Below are 24,130 nucleotides of genomic sequence, written 5' to 3' on the forward strand. Positions count from 1 at the left end.
TTTATTAAGCTTCTTCTAATTCGATTTGCGCGTTAGGCTCAAACTCTTTACTAATCATCCAACATGCTATCCATGCCGTAATAGGTGCAACAATAATCAACGATAAACTACCAATTAATGTTCGTGCAATTTCGGCTGCCACGACTTTCATGTTAATAATTTGCATCACATCGTTACCACGACTCGCAAACAACATAATCATTGTTAAAAAACTGCCTGAATAGGCTAACAATAAAGTGGTTGTCATCGTACCAATCACCGCATTGCCAACTCGCTGTTTTTATTGAATGCGAGCAACCTACATTGCATTTATTAAACAATTCTTACATCGCCACTTTTATTCTTTAAAGGTATTTATAATGGCATCAATATCACTTTATTAACGCATCCATTCATGATGAAGCTGCTCACTGTCGCCTAAGTAATCGAGTAACCAACTGATAGCTGGGCTCAAAGTTTCTGTATTCCATGCTAAACAACAAGGACTCATTGAAGGCTTCACCGCGAGCTCTTTTTCCACCAGCTCTCCTGATTCAATTTTACTGATCGCCATATGGCTAGGAACAACAGAAATGCCCAGCCCAGCTTGTAAACATTGAAATGCACTGTGCCAACTTGGCACCATGATCCGACGTTGGTTATCCATTAGCCAAGTTGTTCGTTTAGGTAACGTTCGTGAGGTATCTTCTAAACAAATCGCAGGATATTGTGCTAATTCCGAAGGCTCTAACGGATGGGTTGCCATTGCTAAAGGATGGTCTGGCGATACCACAAACTTCCACGTCAACACGCCCATATCACGATAATCAAAACTGCCGCCAATTGGCACAGCAGCAGTAGCACCAATGGCAATATCTGCCCGCCCATCAGCTAAGGCATCCCATACCCCATTAAACACTTCCATTGTCAGATGCAGCTCTACATCAGGGAAATGTAAATAGAAATCTCGAACAAGGGTATTTACTCGACTTTGGCGTACCACGGTATCAAGCGCAACAGAGACATTTTCTGACCAACCATTCGCTACCCGTTGGGTTTGATATTTAATGGTATCCATCTGTTTAATAAGTTTGCGCGCTTCTTCGACAAAATACTCACCAGCCGGTGTCAATTTCACCTGCCTGTGTAATCGAACAAATAATTCGACAGCTAATCGCTCTTCTATTAACCGAACTGTATAACTTATCGCACTGGGTACTTTATGTAATTCTTCAGCAGCAGCAGAGAAGCTGCCACGACGGGCTACTACGTCAATAACTTGGAGATCGTTGTATGAAAACATATCAAATCAAATTTTTTGAAAGCAATGTTGAAATATTAGCGTTTCACAGCGATTTAAACCAGTATTACACTACACATATGTCATATAGATATAGTTATAATAAAAATGAATAAACAACACGCTAAACCATCAAAAATCACCCTATTTTGGTTCGCTTGCTTAAGCATGCTGGGCTTTTTAGCCACAGATATGTATTTACCTGCGTTTGAAACGATTCGTGCCGACTTTGCTACAACCCAATCTCTTATCGGCCTTTCACTAAGTATCTTTTTACTCGGTATGGCATTAGGCCAACTGATTTACGGCCCACTGTCTGATCGTATTGGACGAATTAAAGTACTACTTGGCGGTATTGCTCTATTTAGCCTTGGCTCTTTAGCCTCTGCTTTTGCGCCAAACATTGAAGTGTTCTTATTAGCACGTTTCGCTCAAGCATTAGGTGCATGTAGCGCAACGGTTATTTGGCAGGCAGTGGTTGTTGATCGTTACGAAGGTAAAACTTCTGAGCGTGTGTTCGCAACAATTATGCCGCTTGTCGCGTTATCTCCAGCATTAGCACCGTTATTAGGCGCACTGCTTGAGCATCACGTTGGCTGGCGCAGCATCTTTATTGCATTAGTCGGTTTTGGTGCAGTTTTAGCAATGCTAACGCTTAAAGAAAAAGAAAGTGCTGCATTAGATAAAGAGCAAGAAAGCGTAACGGTTCAACTTCGTAAAGACTATAGCCAAATCCTACGCTCTAAAAAGTTCTGGGGTAACATGGTTATTTTCGCGGCGTGTTCTGCGGCATTCTTTGCTTACTTAACAGGTTCACCGTTTGTTATGTCTGCAATGGGTTATTCAGGTGCAGATATTGGTCTAAGCTACGCTCCACAAACAGTAGCATTTATTGTCGGTGGTTACGGTTGTCGTACGCTACTTAACCGTTACTCTGGTAAGCAGCTTCTACCTTGGATTTTAGCGCTATTTTTTGCAAGCGTAGCTGTCATGTTTGTTATCTCGGTAACTACCACAGTAACAACAATCTGGCCTATCCTGATCCCATTCTGCTTCCTAGCAGTAGCGAACGGTGCGATTTACCCGATTGTTATTAGCGCAGCACTGTCTGACTTTAAAAACTGTAGCGCAACCGCTGCAGGTCTACTTAACTTCATGCAAACCATGGTATGTTTTGCGGCAAGTGGTTTAGTTTCAGCATTCGCTGCACACGGTCTACTAACAGTAACAACTGGCATGTTCATTACCGGCTTTATTGCAATCTTTGGTTTTGTCCTAGTTACTCAAGCTCGTAAAGAAGCACAAGATGGTGAGCTACAAACAGCGTAATATGCTTTAACCAATCTACATACTGGTTTAACAAAAGGGGGAGCTGATAATTCAGCTCCCCCTTTTTGTTTCCAATCTATTCAACTTGATCGCCCACCTCTGCTAGACATGAAGTAACTCGCAAAATACAGAGATTACAATGAAATATCAGAATAAAAGCGTATATAACGGCAGATTTTCACAAGCCGATGATTGCATGATATTAGATTTAACATTAGACGGTGATATGACATTCATTCAGGCGCCAATCTATTGAGCGACTAAGGTTTTTCAAATGCTAGATACGTACATCTCTTACATCAAAATATTAGCGACAGACTTTACGAAATATTTTCTCGCTACAGTATTAGTGATCGGTATAAAAGGTGAATTATTCAATATCGGCTTGCGAATTTGGTCAGACAACCAGATGTCGTTTTATGAAGATGGTTTGTGGCAAATCACTTTGATCTTATCGTTCTTGATTACTTGTTGTGTGATGATACATAAGTATGCTCCCGAGTAACGGTGCTATATACGATTTCGTTAATCATCCACGTCATTAACAATTAAACAATCTAAAAGCTTGCCTTCCAATACATCATCTAATGTATCTGCGATAATTTCGACACGGCTTTCAGCACACTCATCAAGCTCAACTTCTGTGATTCCATCTGCCGTTTTGTTATAACCAAAGATCCCATCAGAAGTGATAAACACTGCCTTCATTCGCTCAACATTCAATGTTTGAAAGAGCTGATGTAATGATTGACGTTCAAAGACTTTTTCAGATGCAAAACGCCAGCCAATACTTTTGAAACCTTCACCTTGGTTAGTGGCTTTTATCACGCCACTTTCAGGTATCAGTTCTTCCGATAGCGCTTCTTCAGATACACTTGTCTGCCTATCACGATGGAGATAAGACGGCGGTAATACTTCTATACCGGTTTCACCATCAAACTCATTAAATGGGATCACACCATGTTTAGCAAAAATCACTTTCGTTTTTAGGCTAGCAACTTGCGCGACAAAAGCTTTTAACTTTTCTTTATCCTCAGCTTGATAAAGATCGGTCTTATTTCCTACCACCGTATCGGCAATCGCAATCTGTTGTCTAAAGGTGTCATGTGAGGTGTAGCGAGGATCGGATAACTTTCTTGCATCCACTAATGTGATATTTTTCTGTAACGATAGGACATCACGATAATATTCAGTAGAAAGCACTTGCATCACTTCTTTAGGATGACCAAGCCCTGTGGGTTCGATGAACAAACGATCAGGCTTTGCTTCTGAAAGTAATTGATTAAGCGCAATCTGCATTGGTAAACCAGCGGTACAACACATACAGCCGCCGGGTACTTCCTTAATAAAAATCTGTTGCTCGTTACCGCTTTGACCTTGCAGCAAACTACCATCGACACCAATTGCACCAAACTCATTAACCAGCACAGCCCAACGTTCGTTATCAGGTTTGCTTTTCATTAAGTGAAGAATAGCTGAGGTTTTCCCGACCCCAAGAAACCCAGTAATAATGTTGGTTGGCACTCCTAAAATTGGCGATGATACCTTAAAGCTCATTAGCAATCCTCCTGTATCCCTGAACCAGTTCGTGGTTAGCAGATACAACCGATTCAGAAAAAGCGGAATATTCAGGTGGGACTTTTGAAATACTATTTAAGTCAAAACCTGCACCAATATTGGTCATTGGCGGGACGTGAAAGTTTTCAGGCAGATCTAATCCATCTACAACGCAGTTATGTCGGATCACACACCCTTTACCAATAACGGCGTTAAATACCACTGAGTTGAAACCAATAAACACATCATCACTAACCTCACACGGCCCATGAATGATTGACCGGTGAGCAATAGAAGAACGTTCACCAATAGTAACTGCAGCCCCCGCTTTTGAGTGAATAACTACACCATCTTGAATATTAGTATCGCGTTTAATCACAATTGCATCCATTTCACCCAGCTCATTCACTTCATCAGCACGTATTACTGCATAAGGCCCAATGAAAACGTTATCTTCTACAATCACTTTGCCACAAATAATCGCAGTAGGATCAATAAACGCAGTTTCAGATATCGTTGGCATATGCCCTGTTGGGTTTCTTCTTAGCATCTCTTTTTCTCTTCACTATTCGCGCAATCACCCGCAACTTTTAATGACCACTTACCTTCCAGAAAAATCGCATAGGGAAATGGTTCAGTCACAACTAACGCAGTAAATCAAACATTATTGTTATGTTATAACATAACAATAATGGGTTATCTAGATGCTATCTGTACATAAAGAAATATGGTATTTGCTCGTACTCAACAATTATTATTTTCTATATTCTCATTTTTCACCACTCCTATCTCCACCATCATAATTTGAATAATTACCCAACTAGAGTTCTTCTTAAAAAACACACCCTTTAGTTAGTTGTTAACATGCTATTACAGCATTTATCTCCATCTACATTTAAACGTTAACCCTAGGTTTTAATTAGAATATAAAACCAACAAAAGACTAAAAATTAAACAATTAATTAACAAATAAAATTATTTTTACTTTTTTATTGCATAGAATACCAACTTGAGTAATATAAAACACAAGTGAGAACAAATGCAGAATAAGCGCATGGGTATTCAAATAAAAGGCGTTGATAAATTCTATGGTAAGCATCAGGTTTTACACGATGTAACCTTCGAATGTAATAAAGGTGAAACTCTGGTTTTACTTGGTCCAAGTGGTGCAGGTAAAAGCTCTTTACTACGGGTATTAAACCTATTAGAAGATGCTTCTGCTGGTGAGCTAAGCATTGCAGAAAATTATTTTGATTTTAAAAAAACAATCGTTGAAAAAGATGGCTTAAAACTGCGTCGTAAAGTTGGCATGGTATTCCAACAATACAATTTGTGGCCCCACAAAACCGTGTTGGAGAACTTAATAGAAGCACCTGTAAAAGTGCTCGGTGTCGATAAAGCTCAAGCGAAAAAAGAAGCGTTAGAGCATTTATCAAAATTACAGTTAGCAGATAAAGCCAATGCATGGCCTTTGCAACTGTCTGGCGGTCAACAACAACGTGTTGCAATTGCACGTGCGTTAATGATGAAGCCTGAAGTGTTGTTATTTGATGAGCCTACTGCGGCGCTTGATCCTGAGATCACAAGCCAAATTGTACAGATCATCAAAACATTAAGCGGCACAGGCATTACCCAAGTTGTGGTTACCCACGAAGTGGATTTTGCAAAGAAAATCGCCAGCCATGTGCTTTACATGGAAAACGGCAAAATTATTGAACACGGCAGTAACGAGGCGTTTAGTCACCCTAAAACCTCACAATTTGCTGACTATTTAAAACATTAACGAATTATATCTCTCTATATATTCGTTCGTAAAAGACGCATGGAGTATCGCGATGAATAAAATTTTATTAGCTAGCATTATCGGTCTGGTTTCTTCTCAAGCTATGGCGCAAGAGATTAAGTTTGCAATGGAAGCAACATACGCCCCTTTTGAATATATGGATGAGAATAATCAAATCCAAGGCTTTGACGTTGATGTTGCTAAAGCCCTATGTAAAGAGATGGATGCTACCTGTACTTTTCATAACCAATCTTTCGATAGCCTAATTCCTGCTCTTAAATTCAAACGATACGATGCCGCTATTTCGGCAATGGACATTACTGAAGCACGTCAACAACAAGTGAGCTTTAGCCAACCTTATTACGATAACGCTGCTGGCTTTATTTCTATAAAAGGTAAAGTAACCGATGTTGCCGCCCTTAAAGGTAAACGTGTTGGGGTACAAAATGGTTCTACTCACCAGAGCTATTTAACCGATCAAATGTCAGGTGTGACTGCGGTTCCTTATACCAGTTACCAAGATGCCTTTATTGATATGAAAAATGGCCGTATTGATTCGGTATTTGGTGATACTGCGGTTATCGCAGAATGGCTGAAAAAAGATGACAACCTCGCGTATGTCGGTAAGCCAGTGACTAACCCTAAATACTTCGGTAACGGTTTTGGTATCGGGGTAAATAAAAACAACCAAGAATTGGTTACACAGTTGAATACGGCACTCGCTAAAATTAAGCAAGATGGTCAGTATCAAGTTATTTTTGATAAGTACTTTGGTAAGTAAATTATGATGTTATCGGGATATTCTCTTTCCCTGTTAGAAGCTAGCTGGATGACAGTCCAGCTCGCTTTTACCAGTTTAGCGGTTGGATTGGTGCTGGCTATGTTGTTTGCTGGCGGTGAGATGTCTCGATTTCGCTTCGTGGCATGGCCAACGACAGCCTTAGTAACCATATTACGCGGCTTACCTGAACTACTGATTGTTTTATTCATCTTTTTTGGTTCAGGTCAGATTTTATTTTATATCACCGGTGATTATATCGAGATCAGTCCTTTTCTTTCAGGTGTTATTGCGCTTTCACTGATTTTTGCCTCTTATGCAGCGCAAACTATCCGTGGTGCCATTAAAGCTGTGCCTAAAGGACAAAGAGAAGCAGCCAGTGCACTTGGGATCAGCAAAACAAGAACATTTGTCGCTATTATTATGCCACAAGCGATCCGTCATGCATTGCCGGGGTTAACTAACCAATGGTTAGTGTTATTAAAAGATACGGCATTGGTATCGCTCATCGGTGTGACAGATCTTCTAAAACAAGCGCAGTTAAGCTCTGCAGCGACGCATGAAAGTTTTACCTGGTATGCAACAGCTGCGGCAGTGTATTTAGTGATCACTCTAATTACTCAACAAATTATTAAACGGATTGATGCGAAATATAGCGCTCAAGAAGGTTCAAGCAACAACAAAAAAACGGTTGTTGAAGGAGCGATGGCATGAATGAACAACACTTTTGGCAATTATTGGATGGCCTTGCCACCAGCTTACAATTGACCGTTGCATCGTTATTAGTTGGCTGTACTCTCGCTCTATTAATGACAATGACATTAATTTTAAGAACCCCTGTTTTACATTGGATAAGCCGTGGCATCATTACCCTATTTACGGGTACGCCTTTGTTAGTTCAAATCTTTTTGATTTACTACGGACCGGGACAATTTGAAGGTATTCGTGATAGCTTTGTATGGCAATGGCTCAGCCAACCGTGGTTCTGTGCAATGTTAGCACTAGCATTAAATACTGCCGCTTACAGTACCCAACTGTTTAAAGGTGCGTTTGATGCAATTCCTAAAGGTCAATGGCAAGCATGTCGAGCATTAGGTATGGAAACTAAAACGACATTGAGTACCCTATTACCTTTTGCCATTCGTCGTTCTGTGCCTGCTTATTCTAATGAAGTAATTTTAGTGTTTAAAGGTACATCGCTTGCCAGCACTATTACAATTATGGACATCATGGGTTACGCGCAGCGTATTAATGCTCAAACCTACGATACATTAACTGTATTTGCGATTGCAGGTGCGATGTATCTTACCGTTAATGCACTGCTTTCTATTGCCTTTAGGATGATAGAGAAAAAAGCTTTAGCGTTTGAAGTGGCGAATTAAATTTCAACCTTCACCATATAAGAGAGCCGATAATACTGACATTATCGGCTTTTTGATTTATGAATTTACTTTACCTATCCTTGTTCATTAGCGCGTTTACACTGATACTAAAGGCTTCGCTGCACTATGGAGGTTGCTTACGGTATATGGTTCTGGCTGCTTAACTGTTAGGAAAATGCATGGGAGCCCCATCACAGCCATAAACCAAAACATATTAATATCTGAATGGTGCATTAGCCAGCCACACGCTGCAGAAACAATGGCTAATACAAAGCCAGCTGGAATAGCATGATATAACGACTGCAAAGCAACATAGTTATGTTTTCTGTTTTCTTCAACATAACGTACTGATGACAGTATTGTTCCTGAGAAAGTAATACAGTGTAGAATTTGGCAAAAGATTAAAACAGGTAAATCAGTAGAAACCGCCATTAACCCCCAACGAATAACGACAGCAACAGCGGCTAATCTAAACAACGTAGAGACTTTCCAGCTAGAAAACGCTTTACGGCTTACCAAATAAAAGACAATGACAGAAATAGTTGATAGGCTCCATAAGTAGCCAATAGTGTCTGAATCTAATCCTTTATCAGCCCAATACACTGTACTAAAGAAATAATACCCGCCATGACTCCCCTCTAACAATGAAGCAACCAATAAGAACACTAATGTTTCTTTGCAACATAACACTTTAAAAATACTAGGTTTTTTATCTTCTTCATTATGATGACATACCATAGGGATACTGGGCTTCATTAAGGTACCAATCAATGTTGCACCTAGACCGACCGCGCCCATAACAGGAACTGCACTTACACCATAATGTTGAATAACCCACCCCATACACGCCGAAGCTACAGTTAATGCTACCGCTCCCCATAAGCGTGTATAACCATAATCAAGCCGATTATCACGCGCATAATGATTAGAAATTGCATCAGAGATCGCAACAGCAGGGCCGATTGCTAAGTTGAAAATCACTAACAATAAAGCAAGTACCCAGAAAGATGGCGTAATTGTTCCTAACCAAATGAATGCAATAAAGCCAAGTAAGCTTAAAAACATCGACCAACGAAGAAATGGAATAAGATGTCCGACTTTGTGGAAAAAAGGCGTTAACGTAAAATTAATCACACAACGTGCGGCTAAACCAAATCCAACTAACATTCCAACATCAGCATCTGAAATGCCTAATTTTTCAAGCCATAGCCCTCTAAACGGCAAATATACGCCGTAAGAAAACCAGAACATAAATTGATACGTAGACATCCATAACGATGGTCGACATGTGAACATTAGTATACTCCTTGTTTATGAGCGTCAACGGTAACGAAAATAGTTCTCATTAACAATTTTAATAAATACCAAAAAATCACTAAAAACAGTCATAGTATTGTCAGCATCCTGCAGACAGTAATAAATACAGCAAGGAGTATTCTTTTTTTAAGGCAATGTTAAAAACAGACATTGATAAAATCCAAAAACATCTATCTTTATAATTATGTATTTATATTGCGACTTCTATAAATAGAATTTAAAGGGAGACAAGCATGTCTTTAATCCTATTCATTCAGCGTTTTTTGTTTGTCGTTTTACTTACCATTCCCCTCGTTTCTTCTGCTGACGAAATGACGCCTAAACAGCAATTTGAAATAGGTAAACAAAAAGCGCTTGTTTGCATCACATGTCATGGTGTCGATGGTATTTCAGCAACGGGAACTTATCCCAACTTACAAGGCCAAAAGCAACAATATTTGGTTGCTGCACTTAAAGCTTACAAACAAAATCAACGTGTTGATGGTTTAGCTATATTAATGCAGGGTTATGCAAAAGATTTAAGTGATCAAGATATGAAGGATCTCGCGTATTACTTCAGTACCGTAAAAACAGATACCAGCCATCAATCACAATAAACGGCATTACTTGCTAAGGTTATGACGATGGATACTCAGTATAATTATAAAATCGTTAAGTACTTTATGATCGCTAGTGTTTGTTGGGCGTTCATCGGTATGTTAATTGGTGTTATTTTAGCTGCGCAACTTTATTGGCCTGCTCTTAACCTCGATTCTGAATACTTTCAATTTGGTCGTCTTCGTCCATTGCATACTAATGGCGTCATTTTTGGCTTTGTCGTTAATCTTTTAATGGGAACATCCTTTTATATTGTCCAACGTACCTGTAAAACCCCGCTATATAACAACACTGCTGCTTGGTCTGTCTTTTGGGGATGGCAATTTATCCTTATTCTCGCTCTTATTACCCTACCGTTAGGTTTTACTACCTCAAAAGAATATGCTGAACTTGAATGGCCGATTGATATCTTGATTGCTGTCATCTGGGTGATATACGCCATTGTGTTTTTTATGACAGTTGCCAAACGTACCGTTCATCATATTTTTGTTGCTAACTGGTTTTACGGCGCGTTTATTATTGTTATTGCGATGATTTTTATTGCTAACAACCTCGAATTACCTGTCACGATGTGGAAATCTTACTCTATTTACTCAGGAGCTGAAGATGCCATCGTGCAATGGTGGTGGGGACATAATGCGGTTGGTTTTTTATTAACCGCTGGCGTCATTGGTATGAACTACTATTTCATCCCCAAAATTGCTGAGCGCCCTATTTATTCTTACCGCTTATCTGTTATTCACTTTTGGGGCTTAGTCGGCTTTTATACTTGGGCAGGTACACACCATCTTATTTATTCTTCTGTCCCAGATTGGTTACAAAATCTTGGTATTGTGATGTCGTTAATTTTATGGCTTCCCTCTTGGGGGGGCGCGTTTAACAGCATCATGACCTTGCTTAACAATAAGCAGAAACTAAAGCACGATTACATTATGTGGTTTTTCTTCTCTGCCATTGTTTACTACGCGTTAGCGACTTTTGAAGGACCATTATTAGCCATTCGCTGGTTTAACATGATTGCTCATAATACCGATTGGATCATCGGCCATGTGCATTCAGGCGCCTTGGGTTGGGTTGGCATGTCTGCCATTGCCGTATTTTATTACTTTATCCCTCGTTTATTTGGTCACGAAAAATTGTGGTCAAACCGTTTAGTTAAATGGCATTTCTGGTTTGCGCATATTGGGATTGCACTTTATGCCGTTGCACTGTGGATTGCTGGGATTGGACAAGGCTATATGTGGTTAAAAGAAGATCCTAATGGCTCGCTTAGCTATAGTTTTGTCGAAGCGATGAACTTCAGTGCGCCGTGGATGTTAGTTCGCTTTATCGGTGGTGCGTTATTTGTATTAGGTCTGATATTAATGATTTATAACCTATACAGAACGCTAAAACAGCCAAAGCCTCAATCGGATAAGCACCGAAATGTAGCAACAGAAAAGGTAGATACTTATGATTAATAAAGACTTTACCTCATCTGTCGTGATCCTCATTGTTGCAACAACTTTGGTTGCTGCCTTTTCGTTCTTAGTATGGGTACTTCCTGCTTTTTTTTACCAAGATAAGTTAATTGCTGAATCAAGCGCGAAGCCATTAACTGCGTTAGAGGTCTCTGGTCGCGATATTTATATCAGTGAAGGTTGTCATACTTGCCATACCATGATGGTTCGTCCTTTAAATGCAGAAATTAAACGTTATGGACGATATAGCCGAGAAAGTGACGATATTTATGAACATCCCAATTTATGGGGTTCAAAACGTACTGGACCTGATCTCACCAATTTAGGTCGTAAATATTCAGATCAATGGCACATCATCCACCTAAGAAATCCCCGCGATGTTGTACCTACGTCGATTATGCCCTCTTACCCTTGGCTGTTTGAGCAAGTACTCGATGGTGAAGATATTGATGCAAAACTGATTGCATTACGCACCCTTGGTGTTCCTTACACTGATAAGGAAATTAAACAGGCACGATTAGAAGTAAAAGGTAAAACCAAGGCACAGGCATTAATCGCCTATTTACAAAGTCTGGGACAAGATCAAGGAGTACGACCATGAGTACTTTTTGGAGTGGTTGGGTCATTATCCTAACCCTTATTTTTCTCGCAATTATGATCGTCGTTGTTGCGTACTACTGGAAGAAAAACAGTGCAGCCAACGCTAATCGAACCGTCGATAGCTTCGATGGTATTGATGAAAACGATGCCGCCGTACCAAACCTTTTACTCCTTTCTTATCTTCTCGCTTTCATTATTGCTGCCGTTTTTTTGGTGCTCTACCCTGGCATGGGAAACTGGCAAGGACTTATGAAGTGGCAATCAAGTAGTGAAGCTGCTTCAACCTCTCCCACCTCGTTAACCAAGCAAATTAGCCAAGTGCCTAATGGAGATACATCATTTCAAGCATTAAGTACTTCACCTGAAATTGTGGTCGCGGGTCGTGCTTTATTTCAAACCCATTGTGCGGCTTGCCATTTAAATCAAGCACAAGGTCAGCTTCATTTCCCTAATTTAAGTGATACCGTTTGGCTTTATGGTGGCAGTGATGAGGCAATCCATCATTCAATTGTTAAAGGTCGTAACGGGGTCATGGCTGGTTGGAAAGATATTCTGACTGAAGAAGAAATTGAGAATGTTTCATATTATGTAGCTTCACTTGAAAAAAACCGCATTATCTCAGAGCCAGCGGTCAAGCTTGAGCTCGGTAAAACCGTATTTGATGCTAACTGTACGGCTTGTCATGGCAGTAATGCAAAAGGTAATACTGCAATTGGTGCGCCAAATCTAACCGATAATATCTGGCTTCACGATGGCAGCGTTGAAGGTATTATTTCAACGGTAAAATATGGCTTAAATAATCTTATGCCTGCTTTTGAAGAGCAACTCAGCGATAGCGAAATTCAAGCATTAGGCGCTTATATTCGTCATCAAGGTAATAGACAAAACGAGAAACTCGCAGCGCTTGATCCGAATATGGTCAGTAAAGGACAATACCTTGCTTATGCAGGAGACTGTATTGCTTGTCACACTGGTGAAGGTGGCGAACCGTTTGGCGGCGGTTTAGGATTTTTAACGCCATTTGGTACGCTTTATTCAACCAATATTTCAGCGCATCCAACCTATGGTATTGGGGATTACACCTACGATGAATTTTACGATGCGCTACATAAAGGAAAAGGCAAGCATGGTTACCTTTATCCAGCTATGCCCTACTCGTCTTATCAGTATGTGACAGATGAAGACACCCAAGCACTTTGGGCTTATATGCAATCGCTTAATTTTGTGAATACTCGTAATGAAGAAAACAAGATGATGTTCCCAAGTAATATCCGCTTAGGACTACTTGGTTGGAATATTGCCTTTCTTAATACCGACCCTTTGCAATACCCAGAAGATGCCACCGAACAATGGAAACGGGGTAAATATTTAACCATGGGGTTAGGCCACTGTTCGGAATGTCATACTCCACGTAATGTTGCACAAGCCTTGATAGAAAAAGAGCTCTTCCAAGGTAACTTAATTGATGGTTGGAAAGCCCCGAATATTACCGCAACAGAACTATATCAAGATCGTTGGGATGTAAAAACACTAACCGACTTTTTGAAAACAGGCCATTCAGATAAAGGAACCGCATTTGGCGGCATGGCGGAAGTGGTACAAAACAGTACCCGTTTCTTGACAGAACAAGACGTCGCAGCCATTTCGGAATACTTGATCACTGGCGATAAATATAACGAGTTAGATAGATCGGTTCCACAGCTCAACCCACCCGGTTTTGGTGACTTGGTGCCAGCCAATGTTGATATTCAAACCGTTGAGCTAAAACCGTTAAGTAGCAACGATCCTGAAAACGAAGCCAAACTATATGGTTTGTATGTTCAAACCTGTGGTGCATGCCATGGTAAAGACGGTAAAGGTAGAAAAGGGATTGCCCCAACACTGCTTAACAATGGGATAATTATGCACAGTGATCCTTACGATACCATTGCAGTTACCATTCGTGGTTTATCGCCAAACTTCATGGAACAAGACAGTAACTTTATGCCGATGAGTAGCTTTAACTCGGTGATCAGTGATGCCAACCTCGCGAAGTTAATTAGCTTTGTCCGTAATAAGTTAGGTGATAGAACTGTACCTGTGACCCTAGAAGAAGTGGCTGGGGTAAGAAAAGATTTAATTAAAGGTGGCTACGCTGGAAATATTCATTCAATGACACCGCCGACACAAAACCAACCAAATAGCGTAACAGAATAAGCATTTATCTAAATGGCATGTAACATCACCAATTGGTTAACATGCCATCAAAAATAACAATGTTTACAATTAATATGCATTTTTTGTCTGCTTTTTATTGCCTCAGCAAAATTAATAGGTATCATCAAATTTCAATCCTTTGAGTAGAGGCGCGCTGCCTAAAAGTATCCAGATGGAGGGTGACACCTTTGAAGTCTGGGGAAAGGAGTCGGCGCCGAAGTGTTTGTTGTGTCGTCAACAATCGCTGGGTCTGCATTAAATAAGTGCAGAACTGCCATAGTTATTTTGTCTATGGAGCGCTACCCTAAGGGATACGAAGAAGTTTTTTTCTCCTGAAATCTGTTTCTCTATCCTTTCGGTAGATCTCCACCTAATATAGGTGTTTAAGAGATCCATGAATCTAGTTCAATATTCTGACTCCCTGCTATCTGTTGTACCACCCTTGCTGGCGGTTGTTTTAGCAATCACTACACGACGTGTATTGTTATCACTTGGCCTTGGTATTGTTGCAGGCGCAATCCTTCTTAATGATTACAGTCCTTTAGCGGCGCTTCAATATATCGTAAATAAAGTTGTAGGCCTTGTTTGGGCAGACGGTGCTGTTAATAGCGGTAACGTTAATATGATCATCTTTATGCTTTTGCTTGGTGGTTTGATCAGCTTAATGACAGCGACTGGTGCAACTAAAGCATTTGCTGAATGGGGTGTTCGCCGCTGTAAAGATCGTCGTAGCGCAAATATGCTAACGGGTTTAATGGTTTTTGCTTTTTTTATTGATGACTTTTTCCATAGCTTATCTGTGGGGCCTATTTGTCGCCCAGTGACAGATCGCTTCAATATCTCGCGTGCAAAACTTGCCTACTTACTTGATTCAACGGCTGCACCTGTTTGTGTTATCACGCCAATTTCTTCTTGGGGTGCTTACATTATTGCTATTCTTAGCGGTATTTTAGTAACCAACCACATTACAGATATCAGTGCTATTTCATTGTTTGTTCAAATGATCCCAATGAACTTGTATGCTGTATTCACGCTATTAATGGTTATCGTTGTTATTTTCTTCCAACTTAATATTGGTCCAATGCGTCAACACGAAGCATGGGCAGAAGAAGGTAAGCTGTGGGATGAATCTAAAGGCCACCCTAAAGGTTTAGAGATCACTACTGAGTCTGAAGGCCAAGGCACTATGATTGATATGGTATTGCCTATTCTAACACTGACTGTTTCAAGCGTTATCTTTATGATCATCAGTGGTGCTGAAGTATTAAGCGCAAAAGGTGAGGCTTTTAGCTTGATTGCTTCTTTAGAGCATACCGATCTAGGTGCTTCATTAGTTAATGCGTCTTTATGTAGTCTAGCTGTTTCTATTCTACTGGCTTTACGTTTAAAGCTGCCACGTAAGACTTGGTTAACTGCAGCACCTCAAGGTGTGCAAGCAATGATACCTGCAATTATCATCCTATTGTTTGCATGGACTATTGGTACTGTTGTGAGTGATATGTCAACAGGCCAATATCTAGCCTCTTTAACAAAAGGTGGTTTCCCAACGGAATTACTGCCAGCTTTAGTCTTCATTCTTTCATGTGCAATGTCATTTGCAACAGGTACAAGTTGGGGCACATTCGGTATCATGTTACCGCTTGCTGGTGATATGGCGGTAGCAAGTGATGCTCACCTATTAATGCCAATGTTATCTGCAGTACTTGCAGGCTCTGTATTTGGTGATCACAGCTCACCTATTTCAAGTACAAGTATCTTGTCTGCAACAGGCGCTGGTAGTCACCATATGGATCACGTAATGACCCAACTTCCTTATGCATTAACTGTCGCTATTGGCGCATTATTAGGTTACTTAGCAATGGGTATCTTATCTTCAACAATTGCAGGTATCGCTGTTAGCTCTGTATGGTTCTTAGCATGTTGTACAATTCACCTACGTCGTCATAAGAAACACCAACAAGCGGCAACAGCATAAATATACAACTAATATTAGCTCATAAAATCTAATAATCCCCGTTCGTTTTAATACTCAATTGCTTTATGCTACGTATTAATACAACGGGGATTTTTTTGTATAAAAGTTAGGAAATAGAATGGAATACTTACATACCATGGTACGAGTGAGCAACTTAGATGCTTCACTGGATTTTTACTGTAATAAGCTTGGTCTGGTAGAGATTCGACGAAAAGAAAGCGAACGTGGACGTTTTACACTGGTATTTTTAGCTGCACCTAATCAGGCAGAAACAGCAAAAGAAACACAATCGCCTTTATTAGAATTGACATATAACTGGGATCCAGAATCTTACACTGGTGGCCGTAATTTTGGTCACCTCGCTTTTGCCGTCGATAATATTTACGATTTATGTACTCATTTACAAAATAATGGTGTTGTCATTAATCGTCCACCCCGTGATGGACACATGGCATTTGTTCGCTCACCTGATGGTATTTCAATTGAACTACTACAAAAAGGCGACGCACTAGAAGCAGCTGAACCTTGGGCATCGATGCAAAACCAAGGTGAATGGTAAGCAATAACATTGTTTGTCGGTATTATTTCTTTCAATAATACCGACCTTTTTATACAGTACTAAAGCACAATAATGCCAAGTTGACTTAATAATTGCTCTTGTTGCCAATCGCAAATTTTTACACCACTTAAATTAACACGTCGAATATCTACCCCCTCTAAATCAACATGGCAAAGATCTGCGTCTTCTACAAGACATTGACGCCACTGTTCAGAAGAAAACTCACCACGACTTAAGTCTGAGCCTTTAAACGATGTTGCCAACAAATTCGCCCCGTTCCATCGGTTTTCAAACAATTCACATTGCTCTAATTTCACATCTTCGAAATTGCTGTAACGTAAATTGCAGCCCGTTATAAATGCAGAGCTAAAAAAGGTACTATGGGTAATATAATTTGAAAAAGAAGCATATTGAAAATCGGCACCTTGAAGATTAGATTGTCGCATCTCTATGCCAAAACATTGTGCATTACGAAAACTTGCCATCGACAGGTTACACTGCTTAAAACTTGCATCTTTAAGTTTTGAATATGAAAAATCACAGCCTTTATCATCTCCCGCATTAATAAAATTACAGTTAATAAAATTCGCTTCAACTAAATTTGCACGTGAGAAATCGCAACGATAGAACTGACAATTCTCAAAAATAAATTCAGACAATTCTTGTTGAGAAAAGCTTTCATCTTGATAACACTGACCTACAACATGCATATATCGTCTCTTCTGATTCTTCTTCGACTATTCAAACAAAAAACGCTATTACTGATTACTCAATAATAGCGTTTTATAATTTCAATGATAACTTAATATTTTAGTTACTTATGAACATCACAGTTAGAAACGGCTGATGGCACTTGTTTTACTTCTTTAACATCATAAGTATTCTGTAAACTACGGAAAACAATAGCATTGTAGTAATCACCATTTTCAATGCTAAATGTAATTGAGTAATTCATACCAGCAACAACTTGCTGTCTTACATGATAGATCTTGCCTAGCTGACGATCACCAGAAATAGCTTTAACGGCTGCTTTTGCTGCTTGTTCCACTTCAGGTGTTACATCACCTTCTGCCCAACCACCAACGACAGCTTGGGAAAAATGACAACTTTCTTGCATATTCGCCTCGTTCGAAGTTACCTCTTTCGCAGAGTTACATGCAACTAATGCTACTGAGCTTAAAGCAATTAACAAAATTTTCTTATGCATCATCTAATCCTAATCCACATTATCTGCATATATATCAACAGAAAATGCGAGTGAGTGCAAATATTTTTTATTTGAACATTGATTTATTACTTTTATTGATAATTTAAAGCAAAAATATTTGCATTTTTATATAACGTATTTGCGATAAGATTGTTGATTAATATCTTCAATCTCTACAGTGACACAAATATCATTGTGAAACATTGCTGCTACTTGATGCAAAATAACTTCAGATAAATTATCTTTTTGTTTCGGATCTCTACCTGGAAGTACCCTTACGGTAATATGAACAAAAGGCTTTTCTGTTGTCCCTGTTCGATATAATTCATAAGGTATAGCACGAGTTTTTATATCTTCTTCATCAAAAAGCCCTGAACTAAACGTTGCGTAATGTGTTGTTGCCATTAATTCATTTAAATTAATCTCTGTTTCAAGATCCTTGGCATATTCAATAATGCAATGCGGCACAGTTTATCTCCTATATATGAATAGTTTACTTAATGACACTAGCATATATAACTAAGATAACTCTTAGCTTGATCGGCTTTTTGATAATAAATACACGTAGTAGCTGAGTTCTTTTGCTTTCTGTGATTTCTGTACAAAAATAACCATTTTCTCTAAAGTTAGATCACAGAGCACAATGATTAAAACGTTAATACTTTTTCTGCATTTAATGTCCAACTTGCTAAATCATCTAATGTTCCTATTGCACAATCTTCTATAAGTAACGATTCCGATAGTCCACGCGCGCAACAACACGTTTTGCACAACTTGACCTCACTCCCCTGTGCAATAAGAATTTCAAGCATCTGTTGAATATCATAACCTTCAACCGGATTCTGTTGTTTCATCGCACACATCACAGCATCAGACATTAAAAACAATTTGAGACTTACAGGTTGTTCTTCCTGTTCATTAAGTTTAATTGCTAAGCGTAATGCATTAAACGGTCGCTCAGAGCCATAAGGAGCGTCATTGATCACGATTAAAATAGTTTGCATCCAATACTCTTAATAAAAAATAAAATCGAATTTCTTTATTGTCACACAAAATGAGACTAAATGTATAAAAATCCCGATCACTACTTATCACGAATAGCAATAGTCAATTAATCTCACAGTTCACACTTCTAATGTCTTTACTGCGCTGAGCGTCTACAAAACATTCAGTTAGCGCACATTCTTATCTCAAATTCACTTTATATGCATATTCTACTATTCTCAGCTCGAATAATTTGGCACATTACCGCCTCAGTTGATTTAACTCGATTCTTTATACCAGCTGAAGTGTATTTAACCTCTAGAATGAGAATATAAAATGAGTCATCGTCTTCAACTAACCCATGCACCATCAGTCCTATTTTTATTTGGTCTTTCTGGTGCCGGTAAATCTTATGTCGGCGATGTAATTGGTGCTCATGACGATTGGTTCGTTTACCATGCCGATGATGATTTAACTGATGAAATGCGTGAAGTCATCCGTGCAAACAAGCCTTTTACTGATGCGATGAGAGATGACTTTTTTATTCGTATTAGCCAAAAAGTAAATCACTTCCGTACTCTTTATCCTCGTGTAGTGGTAACGCAAGGTGCTTATAAAAAGCAACATCGTGATTTTCTACGTCAAAATATCACAGATATCGATATGATTTATGTCACCGCAACAGACTCATTAATTCATCAACGTTTAGAGTATCGTATCAATGGTATTTCTAACGAAAGTGCAGATGCTATTAAGCATATTTTTGAAGTGCCAGATCATACTGTAAAAACAATTTTTAATTACGAGGGAAAATCTTCTATTATTGAGCAGTTAAATCGGTTTTATAGCAATATAAAATAAGGTTTTAGTGAAAAAATCCATAATTTACACTTTCACGAAACTTATTTCTAAAATTAACAGATACAACCATATACTACCGGTAGTTTGAAATATTTACCTCATCACGTTTTTCGTCATTTACTCTTAACTATATGAACCGTTTAGCATAAACTTATTATCTGTATGTCTATAGATTCATATTAAGGTGTTTATGTGAATGGGTTAAAGCCGTATCTTCTTGCCATTTTAGTACCATTGGTAGCTATGGTGACTATTTTAAGTCTCTATTTTTACCAAAAAGACAGTATTCAGCTTACCGAGCACATTAAAGAAAACGAACTCAGTCAATTAGAATCTTTTGTACAAATTACTAATTTACATCTCAATACTGTCACTCAAGATTTAAATAGCTTAACTTATCAATTACAGCAAGAACCGCTTCATGAACCATTGCGAGTTTTAGAAAAAGCCAATGTACTAAAGCAATTTAAAACTATTCTTGTTAATTCAGAGCTTTATGACTCAATAAGGTTAATTGATTATAAAAATACTCAGGTTCTTCTCCTACAAAAAGGTAAAGATGGCTTTTCTATTGATTACAGTAAATTAATTAATGACCCACAAGAGTTACGAAATATCGATCATACCTTTTCACTTAAAAATAAAATGACTTATATTATTAAGTCTAATAATAAAATATCCTTTTATCAGCATTTAAAACTCACACATAGCCACTGGGTCATTCAATTAGATTACCACCAACTACCAATTAACAATGTAACAAACAGTAAAGAACGAGCCAGTTTTATTATTGATAATGACGCAAAATGGATCACTCAACCCTATTATCAACAGTCACTGAATCAGCAACAACATAATAGCCATAGCGATAGTAGTGTACTATTTTCTGTGTCCTACCCTTACTTGTGGAATACAATAAAGCGATTAAATAAAGGGCAAACAATCATTGGCGACTATCTATACACTTATACCCCCGTGATTTTTGAAAATATGAACCTGAGTAAGAACATAGATAAAAGTAGTTCAGAATGGGTATTAATTTCATCCTTAAATTTAAATAAAGCACTTAACGATCTCTATTTTTCAAACTTTACTCGTATACGTTTAGCTGCAATTTATATTACTTTCTTTATTTTAATTGTCAGCTCAATCGCACTGATATATCGCTTGGTTAAAAACCATAAAAATGAACAAACATTACGACAACAGCGTGATGATCACCTTAATAGATATGCTGCAATTATTAAGAATAGCGAAGATGGTATTGTTGTCCTGAATAAAAATAGAGTGATTACAGCGATTAATGATGCTGCTTTTAAAATTCTGAATATTCACTCCCGTGCTTTACATCAACCGCTGATTAGTCTTTTCAATTCCCAACAAATACAAGATGAGCTAACAACCTTACTCAATACTATCGATCAATTACCTAATACAGAGCATTTGAAAACCCATATAAAACTAAAATATAAGCGCTCTAAACATTTAGAAGTCATTGCCACTAAACAAGTTAATAATATTGAAGATAATATTTTACTTCATATTGCTGACGTAACCTATTGGGTTAATCGCGAAAAAAAATTACAAGCCTTATCTCGAGCAGCAGAACAAAGTACAGAATCCGTTATCATTACTGATAAGAATGGCTTTATTCAATACGTAAACAGCGCTTACGTGAAAATGAGTAATAAACCTATAAATCAACTTATCGGTAATCACAGTTCAATATGCTTTGATGACTATATTGATAATGAGAGCGAACGAGATGAAATCATTAGTAAATTGGTATCAGGGCAATCAATTCGACATGTTATTACTAAAAATAATGATAATAATATAACCTATATGGATTATACCATTTCACCTATTCGTGGTGATGATGGCAATATTTGTAACTACATCGCAACGAGTAAAGATATAACAGATAGAGTCAGTTATGAGAACAGATTACACCGTCTCGCACACTATGACGCATTAACTCAGTTACCAAACAGAACGATGTTTACACAGGATATTGCTCACAGCATGCAAGAAGCCATCAAACATCAGGCTCAAATTGCTATCATAGTGATTGATTTAGAATTAACTAAACAACTTCATGAATCCATGAGTAATGAAGATATCGAAAAAATCCTCTTGATCGTATCAAAGCGAATTAAATCTAATTTACGTGAAACAGATGTTTTAGCTCGTATCGATAGTGATGAATTTGGCATATTAATAAGATCATTTCACGATATACAAACAATCACACAATTGGCTGAGCGATTACTAAAAAACACTAATGCGCCATTGTCTATTGATAGCCAGGTTCTTTCTATTTCAACTAACATTGGTATTGCATTAAGTACAGATGCAGAAGCAGATCCCAAGCTGATACAAAAATATGCACATATTGCTCTATATCGTGCTAAGGGATTGGCAGGAAGTAACTACTGCTATTTCACTGAATCAATGGAAGCAGAAAATATTCAACGTTTAATACTTGAATCTGACTTACGAAAATCCGTTGGTAGTGATCAATACGAATACTTCTATCAACCTAAAGTGAATGCCAATACACATTCCTTATGCGGTGTTGAAGCCCTACTACGTTGGAAAAACAACAAAGGAGAATACCGTTCACCTATTGATGTTATTCCTGTTTTAGAATCATCAGAACTCATTATCGATGCTGGACGGTATCTGATAAATCAAGCCTGCCTTCAATTAAAAACGTGGCAAGATAAAGGATATTACTTTGATATTGCAATAAATATTTCAGCAAGACAGTTATTAGAGGCTGACTTAGTTGAAACGATTACACACTCAATTAAAAATACAGGCTGTAACCCTCGTTTTATCGAGCTTGAATTAACAGAAAGCGTACTGATGTGTGATGTTAATTTTGCTTTAAAACAGCTTCAGTCTTTACGTGAACTTGGTATTAAAATCGCTATTGATGATTTCGGAACAGGTTATTCCTCCCTCGCTTATCTTTCGCGCTTCCCTATTAATATCTTAAAAGTTGATAGAGAGTTCATCAAAGACTTACCTTTTAACAAAGACAGTATTACGATTTGTCGATCTATCATTGAACTTGCTCATAATTTAGATTTAACAATTGTCGCAGAAGGTGTTGAAACGAAAGATCAACTTAAATTCTTAGAATCTCTCGGTGTGGAAGAATTGCAAGGGTATTATTTTGACAAACCGTTGCCATTATCAGCTTTTGAGAACAAATATTTGACGGCAAATGCAATAAGACCAATTTTAAATTAAAACAAGGTTCTCATCATTCTCAATGTGTCTTATCATTATGGTAATAGAATTGTTTATGTAGGATGCGTTGATGAGCTTTGATGACCATTTAAATAACTTTATCAAGCAGCGAGAGCAATTCGGTGGCACAGCCCAGCAACGGCAGCAAAAACGTAATAGCTATGTCGTTGTCGATGCAACGGATCAAAGTAAAGCCCGTGAGTCGATGGCTCGTGAACAAGAATTAGCTGCAAAGCGTGCTGAATTTGAAACCAAACAACACCATGAAAGAGTAAGTGGTCGTTGTGTCTTACCAGATGAAGCACAAACATTAGAAAACAATAAATTACAAGCAAGACCAGCAGATCCTGACCGTATCGCTTATATTCAGCAGCTTAAAAAAGATCTAAAACTAAAAAAATACAGTAACTGATCTTATCTTCATTGATCAAAAGGAAGCTATCACAACGGCTTCCTTTTTTCTTATTGTCAAAAACCAAATAAAATTACAATAACTTTTAGCATTGATAAAAATAACTCAAAAAACAAGCACAAATTACAGCATTCAATACTATTAAAGTGTAAATCATCCCGTTTTTTGAATTTTTTATCCAAATAAATTCAAAAAAATTAGTTCGAAAAACAACCAATCTTATATTGTGAGAAAATTGCGTTTTTTTTCAATTGCATTCATAACAACTTAAATTGCATTTTAACCTTCGTATTACAGTGCATATTTCGTTATAAATATGACCCAGCCTATTGATTTAGACAATGATAAGCCAATAACCACCTGTTTTATCAAAAGATTTAAATTTAAAAGATAATATTTATGTAAATTTTATTTGCAGTTTTCACTCATGAAAAATAACAACCATTGATACATAAAAATAAAACAACCAAACAACAATAAAAACACCAAAATGTTACTTTGTTTACTTTTTAAAGTGGGTATATTCGATATTTGATACAATATCACTACTTAAAGCTTAATTAGCTACTACATTATAAAATGAATAGCAATAT

23 protein-coding genes, 1 pseudogene and 1 riboswitch are annotated in these 24,130 nt (G+C 38.1%); of the genes and pseudogenes, 15 read left to right on the plus strand and 9 right to left on the minus strand.

The annotated features are described in order from the left end of the window. Positions 1-4 precede the first annotated feature (4 nt). Positions 5-262: pseudogene (locus tag I3259_RS04695) on the minus strand (YibE/F family protein); the annotation flags it as partial. Positions 263-379: 117 nt separating this feature from the next. Then, entirely contained in the window at positions 380-1,282 is a 903-nt protein-coding gene (gene punR, locus I3259_RS04700) for a DNA-binding transcriptional activator PunR (protein ID WP_238028558.1), read from the minus strand. 105 nt (positions 1,283-1,387) lie between these two features. Here punR and punC point away from each other — a divergent pair, with 105 nt between their 5' ends. Beyond that, the gene (punC, locus tag I3259_RS04705; protein ID WP_238028559.1) at positions 1,388-2,608 is read left to right on the plus strand and encodes a purine nucleoside transporter PunC; all 1,221 of its coding nucleotides are present in this window, start codon (positions 1,388-1,390) and stop codon (positions 2,606-2,608) included. A 274-nt stretch (positions 2,609-2,882) separates the two neighbouring features. After that, positions 2,883-3,113 (plus strand): hypothetical protein, encoded by a 231-nt coding sequence (locus tag I3259_RS04710; protein ID WP_238028560.1) that lies wholly within the window; start codon positions 2,883-2,885, stop codon positions 3,111-3,113. A 20-nt stretch (positions 3,114-3,133) separates the two neighbouring features. Here the strand turns inward: I3259_RS04710 and I3259_RS04715 are convergent, their stop codons facing one another. Beyond that, entirely contained in the window at positions 3,134-4,165 is a 1,032-nt protein-coding gene (locus tag I3259_RS04715; protein ID WP_238028561.1) for a GTP-binding protein, read from the minus strand. Further along, on the minus strand, positions 4,155-4,715 hold the full coding sequence (locus I3259_RS04720; protein ID WP_238028562.1) for a carbonate dehydratase: 561 nt from the start codon (positions 4,713-4,715) through the stop codon (positions 4,155-4,157). The genes I3259_RS04715 and I3259_RS04720 overlap by 11 nt, the downstream gene beginning before the upstream one ends. Before the next feature lie 504 nt (positions 4,716-5,219). Between I3259_RS04720 and artP the strand changes: the two genes are divergently transcribed. From artP to artM, 4 genes are read left to right on the plus strand one after another with little or no spacing between them, the layout of a single operon-like run. Then, complete coding sequence (gene artP / locus I3259_RS04725) at positions 5,220-5,948, plus strand: arginine ABC transporter ATP-binding protein ArtP (RefSeq protein WP_346015687.1); 729 nt, start codon at positions 5,220-5,222, stop codon at positions 5,946-5,948. A 52-nt stretch (positions 5,949-6,000) separates the two neighbouring features. Next, entirely contained in the window at positions 6,001-6,729 is a 729-nt protein-coding gene (locus I3259_RS04730) for an arginine ABC transporter substrate-binding protein (protein ID WP_238028564.1), read from the plus strand. 3 nt (positions 6,730-6,732) lie between these two features. After that, positions 6,733-7,440: an arginine ABC transporter permease ArtQ gene (gene artQ / locus I3259_RS04735; RefSeq protein WP_238028565.1), complete on the plus strand. Its 708-nt coding sequence runs from the start codon at positions 6,733-6,735 to the stop codon at positions 7,438-7,440. Next, positions 7,437-8,108 carry an arginine ABC transporter permease ArtM gene (gene artM, locus I3259_RS04740; RefSeq protein WP_238028566.1) on the plus strand — a complete coding sequence of 224 codons (672 nt, stop codon included), beginning with the start codon at positions 7,437-7,439 and terminating at the stop codon, positions 8,106-8,108. The genes artQ and artM overlap by 4 nt, the downstream gene beginning before the upstream one ends. 96 nt (positions 8,109-8,204) lie before the next feature. Here artM and I3259_RS04745 read toward each other — a convergent pair whose 3' ends face one another. Continuing rightward, the gene (locus I3259_RS04745) at positions 8,205-9,404 is read right to left on the minus strand and encodes a 3-phenylpropionate MFS transporter (protein WP_238028567.1); all 1,200 of its coding nucleotides are present in this window, start codon (positions 9,402-9,404) and stop codon (positions 8,205-8,207) included. 254 nt (positions 9,405-9,658) lie between these two features. Here I3259_RS04745 and I3259_RS04750 point away from each other — a divergent pair, with 254 nt between their 5' ends. The 6 genes from I3259_RS04750 (at position 9,659) to I3259_RS04775 (ending at position 16,812) form a co-directional block, all read left to right on the plus strand. Further along, positions 9,659-10,021 (plus strand): cytochrome c, encoded by a 363-nt coding sequence (locus I3259_RS04750; RefSeq protein ID WP_238028568.1) that lies wholly within the window; start codon positions 9,659-9,661, stop codon positions 10,019-10,021. Positions 10,022-10,048: 27 nt separating this feature from the next. Next, complete coding sequence (ccoN, locus tag I3259_RS04755) at positions 10,049-11,482, plus strand: cytochrome-c oxidase, cbb3-type subunit I (RefSeq protein WP_238028569.1); 1,434 nt, start codon at positions 10,049-10,051, stop codon at positions 11,480-11,482. Continuing rightward, the gene (gene ccoO, locus I3259_RS04760) at positions 11,475-12,083 is read left to right on the plus strand and encodes a cytochrome-c oxidase, cbb3-type subunit II (RefSeq protein WP_238028570.1); all 609 of its coding nucleotides are present in this window, start codon (positions 11,475-11,477) and stop codon (positions 12,081-12,083) included. The genes ccoN and ccoO overlap by 8 nt, the downstream gene beginning before the upstream one ends. After that, positions 12,080-14,278, plus strand: a complete 2,199-nt coding sequence (gene ccoP, locus I3259_RS04765) for a cytochrome-c oxidase, cbb3-type subunit III (protein ID WP_238028571.1) — start codon at positions 12,080-12,082, stop codon at positions 14,276-14,278. The genes ccoO and ccoP overlap by 4 nt, the downstream gene beginning before the upstream one ends. A 136-nt stretch (positions 14,279-14,414) precedes the next feature. After that, positions 14,415-14,588, plus strand: a riboswitch (Lysine riboswitch). 84 nt (positions 14,589-14,672) lie between these two features. Beyond that, the gene (locus I3259_RS04770) at positions 14,673-16,253 is read left to right on the plus strand and encodes a Na+/H+ antiporter NhaC family protein (protein WP_238028572.1); all 1,581 of its coding nucleotides are present in this window, start codon (positions 14,673-14,675) and stop codon (positions 16,251-16,253) included. Positions 16,254-16,371: 118 nt separating this feature from the next. Further along, entirely contained in the window at positions 16,372-16,812 is a 441-nt protein-coding gene (locus I3259_RS04775; protein ID WP_238028573.1) for a VOC family protein, read from the plus strand. Between the two features lie 59 nt (positions 16,813-16,871). Here the strand turns inward: I3259_RS04775 and I3259_RS04780 are convergent, their stop codons facing one another. From I3259_RS04780 to I3259_RS04795, 4 genes are all read right to left on the minus strand, one after another. Next, positions 16,872-17,522 (minus strand): Qnr family pentapeptide repeat protein, encoded by a 651-nt coding sequence (locus I3259_RS04780; RefSeq protein ID WP_238028574.1) that lies wholly within the window; start codon positions 17,520-17,522, stop codon positions 16,872-16,874. Positions 17,523-17,626: 104 nt separating this feature from the next. Further along, positions 17,627-18,019: a cystatin domain-containing protein gene (locus I3259_RS04785; protein WP_238028575.1), complete on the minus strand. Its 393-nt coding sequence runs from the start codon at positions 18,017-18,019 to the stop codon at positions 17,627-17,629. A 126-nt stretch (positions 18,020-18,145) separates the two neighbouring features. Further along, complete coding sequence (locus I3259_RS04790; RefSeq protein WP_005368326.1) at positions 18,146-18,487, minus strand: 5-carboxymethyl-2-hydroxymuconate Delta-isomerase; 342 nt, start codon at positions 18,485-18,487, stop codon at positions 18,146-18,148. A 179-nt stretch (positions 18,488-18,666) separates the two neighbouring features. After that, positions 18,667-19,023, minus strand: a complete 357-nt coding sequence (locus I3259_RS04795) for a DsrE family protein (protein WP_238028576.1) — start codon at positions 19,021-19,023, stop codon at positions 18,667-18,669. Positions 19,024-19,339: 316 nt separating this feature from the next. Here I3259_RS04795 and I3259_RS04800 point away from each other — a divergent pair, with 316 nt between their 5' ends. The 3 genes from I3259_RS04800 (at position 19,340) to I3259_RS04810 (ending at position 23,537) form a co-directional block, all read left to right on the plus strand. Continuing rightward, positions 19,340-19,864: a hypothetical protein gene (locus I3259_RS04800; protein ID WP_238028577.1), complete on the plus strand. Its 525-nt coding sequence runs from the start codon at positions 19,340-19,342 to the stop codon at positions 19,862-19,864. 243 nt (positions 19,865-20,107) lie between these two features. Next, positions 20,108-23,125 carry a bifunctional diguanylate cyclase/phosphodiesterase gene (locus I3259_RS04805; protein WP_238028578.1) on the plus strand — a complete coding sequence of 1,006 codons (3,018 nt, stop codon included), beginning with the start codon at positions 20,108-20,110 and terminating at the stop codon, positions 23,123-23,125. A gap of 70 nt (positions 23,126-23,195) precedes the next feature. Continuing rightward, positions 23,196-23,537 carry a hypothetical protein gene (locus I3259_RS04810; protein ID WP_238028579.1) on the plus strand — a complete coding sequence of 114 codons (342 nt, stop codon included), beginning with the start codon at positions 23,196-23,198 and terminating at the stop codon, positions 23,535-23,537. The last annotated feature ends 593 nt before the right edge of the window (positions 23,538-24,130 follow it).

The organism is Photobacterium sp. Ph5 (assembly GCF_022129445.1).
In the GTDB taxonomy this organism is placed as follows: Bacteria; Pseudomonadota; Gammaproteobacteria; order Enterobacterales; family Vibrionaceae; genus Photobacterium.

Excerpts from the sequence above, each read along its gene's own strand:
- punR (WP_238028558.1), bottom strand. The coding sequence starts at position 1,282 with ATGTTTTCATACAACGATCTCCAAGTTATTGACGTAGTAGCCCGTCGT.
- punC (WP_238028559.1), top strand. The coding sequence starts at position 1,388 with ATGAATAAACAACACGCTAAACCATCAAAAATCACCCTATTTTGGTTC.
- I3259_RS04710 (WP_238028560.1), top strand. The coding sequence starts at position 2,883 with ATGCTAGATACGTACATCTCTTACATCAAAATATTAGCGACAGACTTT.
- I3259_RS04715 (WP_238028561.1), bottom strand. The coding sequence starts at position 4,165 with ATGAGCTTTAAGGTATCATCGCCAATTTTAGGAGTGCCAACCAACATT.
- I3259_RS04720 (WP_238028562.1), bottom strand. The coding sequence starts at position 4,715 with ATGCTAAGAAGAAACCCAACAGGGCATATGCCAACGATATCTGAAACT.
- artP (WP_346015687.1), top strand. The coding sequence starts at position 5,220 with ATGGGTATTCAAATAAAAGGCGTTGATAAATTCTATGGTAAGCATCAG.
- I3259_RS04730 (WP_238028564.1), top strand. The coding sequence starts at position 6,001 with ATGAATAAAATTTTATTAGCTAGCATTATCGGTCTGGTTTCTTCTCAA.
- artQ (WP_238028565.1), top strand. The coding sequence starts at position 6,733 with ATGATGTTATCGGGATATTCTCTTTCCCTGTTAGAAGCTAGCTGGATG.
- artM (WP_238028566.1), top strand. The coding sequence starts at position 7,437 with ATGAATGAACAACACTTTTGGCAATTATTGGATGGCCTTGCCACCAGC.
- I3259_RS04745 (WP_238028567.1), bottom strand. The coding sequence starts at position 9,404 with ATGTTCACATGTCGACCATCGTTATGGATGTCTACGTATCAATTTATG.
- I3259_RS04750 (WP_238028568.1), top strand. The coding sequence starts at position 9,659 with ATGTCTTTAATCCTATTCATTCAGCGTTTTTTGTTTGTCGTTTTACTT.
- ccoN (WP_238028569.1), top strand. The coding sequence starts at position 10,049 with ATGGATACTCAGTATAATTATAAAATCGTTAAGTACTTTATGATCGCT.
- ccoO (WP_238028570.1), top strand. The coding sequence starts at position 11,475 with ATGATTAATAAAGACTTTACCTCATCTGTCGTGATCCTCATTGTTGCA.
- ccoP (WP_238028571.1), top strand. The coding sequence starts at position 12,080 with ATGAGTACTTTTTGGAGTGGTTGGGTCATTATCCTAACCCTTATTTTT.
- I3259_RS04770 (WP_238028572.1), top strand. The coding sequence starts at position 14,673 with ATGAATCTAGTTCAATATTCTGACTCCCTGCTATCTGTTGTACCACCC.
- I3259_RS04775 (WP_238028573.1), top strand. The coding sequence starts at position 16,372 with ATGGAATACTTACATACCATGGTACGAGTGAGCAACTTAGATGCTTCA.
- I3259_RS04780 (WP_238028574.1), bottom strand. The coding sequence starts at position 17,522 with ATGCATGTTGTAGGTCAGTGTTATCAAGATGAAAGCTTTTCTCAACAA.
- I3259_RS04785 (WP_238028575.1), bottom strand. The coding sequence starts at position 18,019 with ATGCATAAGAAAATTTTGTTAATTGCTTTAAGCTCAGTAGCATTAGTT.
- I3259_RS04795 (WP_238028576.1), bottom strand. The coding sequence starts at position 19,023 with ATGCAAACTATTTTAATCGTGATCAATGACGCTCCTTATGGCTCTGAG.
- I3259_RS04800 (WP_238028577.1), top strand. The coding sequence starts at position 19,340 with ATGAGTCATCGTCTTCAACTAACCCATGCACCATCAGTCCTATTTTTA.
- I3259_RS04805 (WP_238028578.1), top strand. The coding sequence starts at position 20,108 with ATGGTGACTATTTTAAGTCTCTATTTTTACCAAAAAGACAGTATTCAG.
- I3259_RS04810 (WP_238028579.1), top strand. The coding sequence starts at position 23,196 with ATGAGCTTTGATGACCATTTAAATAACTTTATCAAGCAGCGAGAGCAA.